General features: G+C 57.8%; 5 protein-coding genes. All 5 read right to left on the bottom strand.

The genetic code is table 11. The features are described from left to right. Positions 1 to 161: 161 nt before the first annotated feature. A complete protein-coding gene (locus Q5H33_RS07555) occupies positions 162 to 1,979 on the bottom strand; it encodes a sialate O-acetylesterase (protein WP_302423841.1) in 1,818 nt (605 codons plus the stop codon). Between the two features lie 141 nt (positions 1,980 to 2,120). Beyond that, the gene (gene ilvC, locus Q5H33_RS07550; RefSeq protein ID WP_065439811.1) at positions 2,121 to 3,161 is read right to left on the bottom strand and encodes a ketol-acid reductoisomerase; all 1,041 of its coding nucleotides are present in this window, start codon (positions 3,159 to 3,161) and stop codon (positions 2,121 to 2,123) included. A 355-nt stretch (positions 3,162 to 3,516) separates the two neighbouring features. After that, positions 3,517 to 4,569: a ketol-acid reductoisomerase gene (gene ilvC / locus Q5H33_RS07545; protein ID WP_302423839.1), complete on the bottom strand. Its 1,053-nt coding sequence runs from the start codon at positions 4,567 to 4,569 to the stop codon at positions 3,517 to 3,519. Positions 4,570 to 4,861: 292 nt separating this feature from the next. Next, on the bottom strand, positions 4,862 to 6,211 hold the full coding sequence (locus tag Q5H33_RS07540; RefSeq protein ID WP_302423837.1) for an MFS transporter: 1,350 nt from the start codon (positions 6,209 to 6,211) through the stop codon (positions 4,862 to 4,864). Positions 6,212 to 6,663: 452 nt separating this feature from the next. Continuing rightward, positions 6,664 to 8,265: an MFS transporter gene (locus Q5H33_RS07535; RefSeq protein WP_004222967.1), complete on the bottom strand. Its 1,602-nt coding sequence runs from the start codon at positions 8,263 to 8,265 to the stop codon at positions 6,664 to 6,666. Positions 8,266 to 8,563: the final 298 nt, after the last annotated feature.

The raw sequence follows: 8,563 nt of genomic DNA, 5'->3' as shown, positions 1-8,563 counted from the left end.
GGTATTTGATTCGTATTTGACTGACGTGCGATCAGCAGGACTTCAATCGCAATATAAAGCGTGCGATTGCAGCACACTATAAGCACAGCAATCGCACGCTATGCATCGTCAACTATCGACAATCATGTGACGCAGCCGTTCAACGCAACTATCTAACGTGATTATTCAGCGTGATCAGAGTCGGTGTGATCGGTCAGGTCCAGCTTGAATGGGTGAGCAGGCAGATTATTGTCATTAAACAACGGTGCCGGACCCCAGCTACGCCATGCGTAGCGCATCATCACCGGCGCTGGCACTTCCGGCGTGGCCAACGTAATCGTGCCGATACTGCGGCTGTTGATCGGAATACCGAATTCCGTGGCGTTGTAATCGACCACGTTGACCTTTGCGTTGACCAGATCGTCAATATCGCAATCCACGAAAATCGCGGCGTAGGCCGGATGGAACACACCATCGGCACCGGCAAGCTCGAAACCGGAACGTTCCGGCAGACGCACCAGCGAAGGCAGGCTCTTGGCGAACTCGTCACCAAAACTGTCGGGCGTAGTACCGCTGAAATGCAGGCCGTGCGCGTACCGGAAGAACAGGCGTACGCGGCCGCCTTCGTCGCAGCGGAAACCCAGCACAGTCGGCCCATACACCGGAATACGGCTCATACCATACACTTGGCGAAGCGCACAATTGCCTAGACGCTCGCCCGGTGTACGTTTATCAACCGGATGAATGTTGTTGTATTCGCCGCAATCCATAGTGCAGATGGCGAACACATTGTCGATGGACTGCGCGGCATCCCACTGGGCCTCGCGCAACACCGGCCACAGCATCGGATCGCCGTCGCCCTTGTCGACCTTCTTGTCAATCCACTGCGGCAATTGCACGATCAGGAACGGCAGGCTTTCGCTCCACAGCGCACGCCATTCACCAATCATCATGCCCAGCAACTCACGGTAGGATCCGCAATACGGCTCGTCTTCCTCGCCCTGATACCATAGGAATCCCGCCAAGGAGTAAGGCACAATGCGCTCCAGCATGGCATGGAACGCGCCTGACGGACGCCACTGCGAGGTCGGCGTCATCGGCGGCGGCCACGGGCATTCGCCATACTGTTGGGTCAGCGTATCCCACGTCACATCAGGATCGTCTTCGCGGGCGGCTGCGATCGACGCATTCCACGTATCAGAACGCGACTGCCATTCGCCGTACTCCAAATCGAACTGTTCCTGCGTTTTACCTGCGATCGCCTGCTCATAGCGCGCAAGATAGCCGCGCCCGGATTCGCTGGAATTCAGTGCATCTTCGCTCGTCCAGCAACTGATCGACGTACCCCCGATATAACAGTCGATAATGCCGATCGGAAGGTCGGAATCAAGTTCATCACGCAGTTTTCGCGCAAAATAGTACGCTACCGCACTCATTACGCCACTATTTTCAGGCGATGATTCCTGCCAGCTTGCCGCATGTTCGGCGTTGCGATTGATCACACCGGTTTTCGGCACATTGTAGAAGCGCAGTAACGGATCGGCACAGTTATCGAGGGCTTCCTCGGCGTCTTCACTGTTGCGCAATTCAAGTTCCATATTGCTTTGACCGCCGGCCAGCCATACTTCGCCGATAAGCACGTCATAATATTCGATGAAATCGTTGCCTGCGGTGACGCGCAACGTGTAAGGGCCACCTTCGGGCTGTGCCGGCAGCATGACGCGCCACGGTGAAAAACCGTTCTTGATCTCTTTGGAGGCGTACGCATGCGCCTGCACGATCACGGAACCATCGAAATCGCGGATTTCCGCGGAAACCTCAAGTCCGGCGCAATCGGCATCAAGCGCGCCGAACACGGCGATGGGCTTGTTACGCTGCAACACCATATGCGAGGCGAAAATCGCGGCGACGTGCAGAACTCCTGACGTGCTACGGTCTTCGGTAGGTTCAGCCGACGTTGTCATTTCAGAACCAGGTGCGGGACCAGTCGCAGTGACCATGACATCTCTTCCTATAGAAAAACCGTAAGAAACCGTACATATCTATCCTAGAACAATATGCGACAGAACATACAAAAAAAACCGCCACCCGTAAGGGCAGCGGTCTTGTAAAAGACTCAGCGATTAGCCGAATGAGCCACATCAGCCACGGGCGATCTTGCCGGTAAAGGTGGCCATATCAGCGTCGTCATCCTTGCCGTTGTTCCAGGAGAACATGGCGCGCAGCTTCGGACCGACGGTCTCGATGCGGACGTTGCCGTACTCTTCCTGCAGAGCCTTGAACTTCGGAGCGCCAGCGTCCTGGTCCTCGATGAACTCCTTGGCGAAGGAGCCGTCCTGGATGCGCTGCAGGTGGTACTGCATGCGCTCACGCACGTGCTCGTCGATGCAGGTGTTGGTGTAGTCGCCGTACTGGGCGGTGTCGGAGCAGGACCAGCGAGCCTTGTTCAGACCACCCTCGTTCATGAGGTCGACGAGCATCTTCAACTCGTGGCAGACCTCGAAGTAGGCGATTTCAGGCTGGTAGCCGGCGTCGGTGAGGACCTCGAAGCCCATTTCAACAAGCTTGTTCACGCCGCCCATGAGCACATTCTGCTCGCCGAACAGATCGGTCTCGGTCTCCTCGGTGAAGGTGGTCTTGATGGCGCCTGCACGCAGAGCGCCCAGAGCCTTGGCGTAAGCCAGGGTGATGTCCCAAGCGTCGCCGCGCGGATCCTGCTCCACGGCCACGACGACCGGAACGCCACGACCGTTGGCGTACTCACGACGTACGATGTGGCCCGGGCCCTTCGGAGCGACCATGAAGATCGGGTGATCCTCGGACGGCTTGATGTAGCCGTAGTGGATGTTGAAGCCGTGAGCGAAGGCGACGGCTGCGCCCGGCTTGATGTTCGGCTCGATGTCGTTGGCCCAGATGGTGCGCTGGTACTGATCCGGAGCCAGAATCATGATGATGTCGGCCTCAGCAGCGGCTTCCGGAACGGACTTGACTTCCAGGCCCTGCTCCTTGGCGTGCTCGACGGACTTGGAGGTCGGACGCAGGCCGACGACGACGTCAACGCCGGAATCGCGCAGGTTCAGAGCGTGAGCATGGCCCTGGGAACCGTAACCGATGATGGCAACCTTCTTGCCTTCAAGGACCGAGAGATCACCGTCGTTCTCGTACCAGATTTGTGCAGCCATTGTAATTGGCACTCCTTTTATGTAGTGGGGTGAACGCCTCCCGGCGTTCGGGTTTCTACCATTCGCAGATGAATTCGCGTGTTTTTGTGCATGGATTTTGTCCTGCAAACTGGGGTCTATCCTACTCCCGTCCCTTCCTAAATAAGCATTGAGTCCACAAAGTGGGCCACCGCCTAGCCGTGCGGCTCCCCCGACAATCAGTACTGCGATCCCGCATATGAGATATCCCGGTCATAAAACAACACAGCAACAAAAAAGAAGCCACCGCGGTGAGACGGTGGCTTCCAACACGTTTCGCGCGTATTGCGCTACTACGTTATTCAGCGGCCCTTAACATGCAGCCGCTACAGCGAAATCACTGAACCTGGGTACGAGCGATCTTGCCGTTGAAGGACTCGGCCATATCGGCATCGGCGTCCGTCTGGTTGTTCCAAGAGAACATGGCGCGCAGCTTCGGGCCAACGGTCTCCAGGTGCGGGTGGCTGTACTCTTCCTGCAGCTCCTTGAACTTCGGAGCGCCAGCGGCCTGATCATCCATGAACTCCTTGGCGAAGGAGCCGTCCTGAATGCGCTTGAGCTGATACTGCATGCGCTTCTTGGTCTCCTCGGTGATTACGGTGGAGGTGTAGTCGCCGTACTGGGCGGTGTCGGAGCAGGACCAACGGGCCTTGTTCAGGCCACCCTCGTTGGCCAGGTCGACCAGCATCTTCAGCTCGTGGAACACCTCGAAGTAGGCAATCTCCGGCTGGTAGCCAGCCTCGGTCAGCACGTCGAAGCCGAGGTCGCACAGGTGGTTGATGCCGCCCATGAGGACGTCCTGCTCGCCGAACAGATCGGTCTCGGTCTCCTCGGTGAAGGTGGTCTTGATGGCGCCTGCACGCAGCGCGCCCAGAGCCTTGGCGTAAGCCAGGCACAGCGGCCAGGTCTTGCCATCCGGATCCTGCTCCACGGCCACGACGACCGGGACGCCACGGCCGGCGGCGTACTCACGACGAACGATGTGGCCCGGGCCCTTCGGGGCGACCATGAACACCGGATGATCCTCGGACGGCTTGATGTAGCCGTAGTGGATGTTGAAACCGTGAGCGAAAGCCAGAGCAGCGCCCGGCTTCAGGTTCGGCTCAACGTCCTTCTTGTATACGGCGGCCTGGTACTGGTCAGGCAGCAGGATCATCACAACGTCGGCTTCGGCAACGGCCTCGGCAACAGGCTTGACCTCGAGGCCCTGCTCCTTGGCGTATTCCACGGACTTAGAGGTAGGACGCAGGCCGACGACGACGTCCACACCGGAATCGCGCAGGTTCAGCGCATGGGCGTGACCCTGGGAACCGTAACCGAGGATGGCCACCTTCTTGCCTTCAAACACAGACAGGTCGGCGTCCTTTTCGTACCAGATAGTTGCTGCCATGATTGGCGCTCCTTTTATTTTCTTTTATCGCTTCGGGATTGTACTTTTCCCGAAAAATCTTTCGATTTCTGTTACTTGTTCGGTTGTTGCAGCGGCTTGTGATTCCTAGGATGTTGCTCCCCCCGGATTGTGTCCGAGGAATCACTCCCGCCTCTCCTGCGGAACTGTTCTAGTCCCGCTTTCTTTATATTGGTTGCTGGCGTTCACATAGTGGTTATGTTTTGCGTCAAACGTTTTTTCGTAGTGGTACACGGGAGTACCAAGTTCGGCACTCGGGAGTATCGAATGCGACTCACTTGGTGAAGTCGACGTCCTTGGTTTCCTTGCAGGTGATCACCGAGATGAGGCAGCAGACCGCCATCACGCCCAGATACAGACCCACGGAATGCACACCCCAATGGTGCGACAGCCAAGTGGCGATGGTCGGCACGAACGCAGCGCCGACGATGGCAGCCAGGTTGTAGCCGATGCCGGAGCCGGAGTAGCGCACGTTGGCGTCGAACAGTTCCGGAAGGAATGCGCCGATCGGACCAAACGCGGTGCCCATCAAGGCGAAACCGATGCACAGGAACAGCAGGGTTGCCGCGAAATTGCGCTGGCCCACCACACCCGAATCAAGCAGATACGGGAACAGCAGGGCGAACACCACCAGCAGCACCGACGAGATGGTGATCACGCGACGACGTCCGAACCTGTCGGCGTTCACGCACGAGATGATGATGAATGCGGCGAACACGCACACGGCGATCATGAGCATCAGCAGATACTCGCGGTTGGTGAAGCCGAGGTTGCCACCGCCGTCTTCCACGCTCTTGGTGCCCCAAGCGAGCGACCATGTGGCCAACGTGTAGAACAGCGTGTAGGTGACGGCCACCAGGAACGTGGCCTGCATGACTTCCTTCCAGCTCTTCTTGAACACTTCGGTCAACGGGGACTTGACGACCTTCTTCTGCTCCTGGGCCATGCGGAAGATCGGAGTCTCCTCCATCTGCACTCGCACGACGAGGCCGACGATCACCAGAATCGAGGACAGCAGGAACGGCACACGCCAGCCCCATGCCAGCATCGCATCGTCATCGTTGAACGTTTCCAACAGGAAGTAGGTACCGTTCGACAGGAAGAAACCGATCGGAGCGCCCAATTCCGGGAAGGAGCCATACAGCGCGCGCTTGTCTTCCGGAGCGTTCTCGGTGGCCACCAAAGCGGCACCCGACCATTCGCCGCCCAGACCGATGCCCTGCACGAAACGGCACAGGCACAGCGCGGCGACGGCCACAATGCCCCACTGGCTGTAAGTCGGCAGGCAGCCGATCAGGAACGTGGCGATGCCCATGGTCAACAGCGAAACCACCAGCGTGGTCTTGCGGCCCATGCGGTCGCCGAAATGGCCGAACACCAAGGATCCGAGCGGGCGTGCGATGAACGCGATGGCGAAGGTCAGCAGGCTGGCCAGCAGCGCGACGGTCGGATTGGTGGTGTCTCCGAAGAACACCTTCGGGAAATAGTTCGCAGCGGCGGTGCCGTATGCGTAGAAGTCGTAGAACTCGATGGCGGTGCCGACCATGGAAGCGGCGATCACGGTTTTCACCGAATCGCGCACCATTGCCTGCGCTTTGCCAGCGGCTGCTTCGACTGCACTCATTGGATTACTCCTGTTACGTCTGTCATGCGTTACCGGCTCCCAACATGCGCCGATAACGTCTTTCTTCTATTCTCTTGTGTGCAGTCTTCATTTCGTTGCCTTACGCCTTGTGGGCGGCAACAAAAAGACCCCGCAACATGCAGGGCCATCAACGTGTGTGTTTTGCGCGCCTCAAACCCTGCCTCCGTTGGCGAGGGATTGAAGCTGCATTGCTCGAATCAGTCCGCCAACGAAAGCGGAATAATAATTCGTGCGGACAGCAGTACGCGTGCAACCATTCCGTTCATCGTGGCGAACCTCCTTTCGCAAAGTCTTGTATTCGGCGGATTATCCGCTCGAACTAAGCCGTAAAGATAAGCGCGTCCACAGACCCTTTCTACTAAAGGTTCACTATGTGGACGCGCAATTTTGAATTTGATATTCGTTTTTCGGATTATCTCAGGTCATCCAAATCATTTCAGCAGCAACGTCAGCACGCCCGCAACAGCCATGCAACCGGCGGCAACAGCGAAAATCAGCAGATACTCGCCAGTCACCGCAATCGCAATCGCGCAAACGACAGCGCCAATCAACGAACCGAACGTATTCGCCAAACTGAACGCAGCCAACGAACGACCAACGGAACGCACATCCGGCAACGTCGCAAGATTCAACCCTTGGCTCACGCCGTCATACACCACATACGCGAAACCTGCAAACAGCGCATACAGCGCGACCGCCATAGCACTATCGATCGGCGTCAACGGAAGCACCACAGCAACCACAAACAACAAGCAGGCGGCAATCGCGGGAATACGGGAATCTTTGAAAGCGCGGGCGATGCGGCCAAGCAGCAGCGCAGCCAACAGCGAGCCGACGAACGCGGCAACGGCCATCATCGACATAACCGCAGCCGCTCCGGACAAACCAAACATGGTGACCTGCGAAACATCGCCCAAACCATCCTGCGCAAGATACCACTGGTAAATCGCAATGCCGGAAGTGGCTGCGATGGCAAACATGCGCGCGGCAAACGCAATGAAGAACTTCGGAGCGCCCTTCGGCGGACGATACTGCGAAAAATAATCGCCCTTCTTCACACCCTCACGAGGCAAATAGCTGCTGGAACCCTCAAACGGCAACACCAGCAACGTAGCCACACCAGCCACCACCAGGCACAACGCAAACACCATCATGGCGAAACGCGTGGTGCCATCCCAACCGGAATCGTCGGCAGCCCACGTAATCGAAACGGCCGCGATAATGCCCAACACCTGGCCGAACGCTTGGCCAACGCCACGCCACGCGTCCGCACGATCACGGAACTTGTCAGGCACGCGCTCACCGAAAGCGGCCGCCAGCGGCATCGATACCATCGCATGTCCGATCAGCGTAAACAGCCAGAACACGATGACCAACGGCATGAAATCGCATGCGGAAAGAATCGCCACCGACGTGGCGGTCAGCACCGTGCCGGCGATGATCCACGGGGTGCGGCGGCCCAGCGGGCAGTACGAATGGTCGGATCCGACGGAAATCCACGCGTTCATCAGGAACGTCAACAGCGTGCCGACGACGCTGAGCAGCGCCAGATCGGTGACGCGGTCGGTGCCGGAAAGACGGCTGATGGTCTGCGGAATGAGCACGGAGTTGAGCGCGGCCATCGGCGCGGTGAACAGCAGCGCACCAAGCGCGAAGCCGGCGGTGAGACGATGCACCTGCGGTTTGGTGGGCGTGGTGCCGTCGGGCGCGGTCATCGGATCGCGCAGGTCAAGGAACGACGATTCGAGGTTCGGCACAGCGGCGTCGAGATGGGCGAACGCGGTCAGCGGGGAGCCGCCTTCCGTGTTGATGAGGGTCTGCTGCACTTCCGGACGCTCGTTGGAAGCCTCGGGCACGCGCGGATTCTGCTGTACGGCCAAGCGCTTCAGGGCCGCTTTGGTCTCTTCGGTCAGCGTTTTTTCGTAATCGGGACGGTCATCGATGCCGGGGCGTACGAACACCTGGCCCGGCAGCGGTTGCGGCTGCATTGGAGTCTGCTGCTCACCTGCATTATGTTGATTATCTTCAGTCATCTCTTGTTTCTATTCCTGCTTTTCCTGTTTTGTATTGTCGCTTCTCGTTCTTGCTTCTATTTCGTCGCTCGTTTCGAAATGTCACACGAATATTCAGTACATATGAAAATCGCCCGGACACACTGCACCAGTGCATTCGAGCGATTCTTTCGGCGAAATCAACCATATCAATACGTCCTGTCAGACAGCAGAAACATGCGATGGCAATCTCAATATCGATATCGCATAAGAATCGATATCGCATAAGAAAAGCCCGGATGCGATTATCGCTTCGCATCCGGACCGGTTGTGTGAGTCT

It is taken from the genome of uncultured Bifidobacterium sp. (genome assembly GCF_959020145.1).
In the GTDB taxonomy this organism is placed as follows: Bacteria; Actinomycetota; Actinomycetes; order Actinomycetales; family Bifidobacteriaceae; genus Bifidobacterium.
This window is presented reverse-complemented; position numbering and strand designations above follow the sequence as displayed.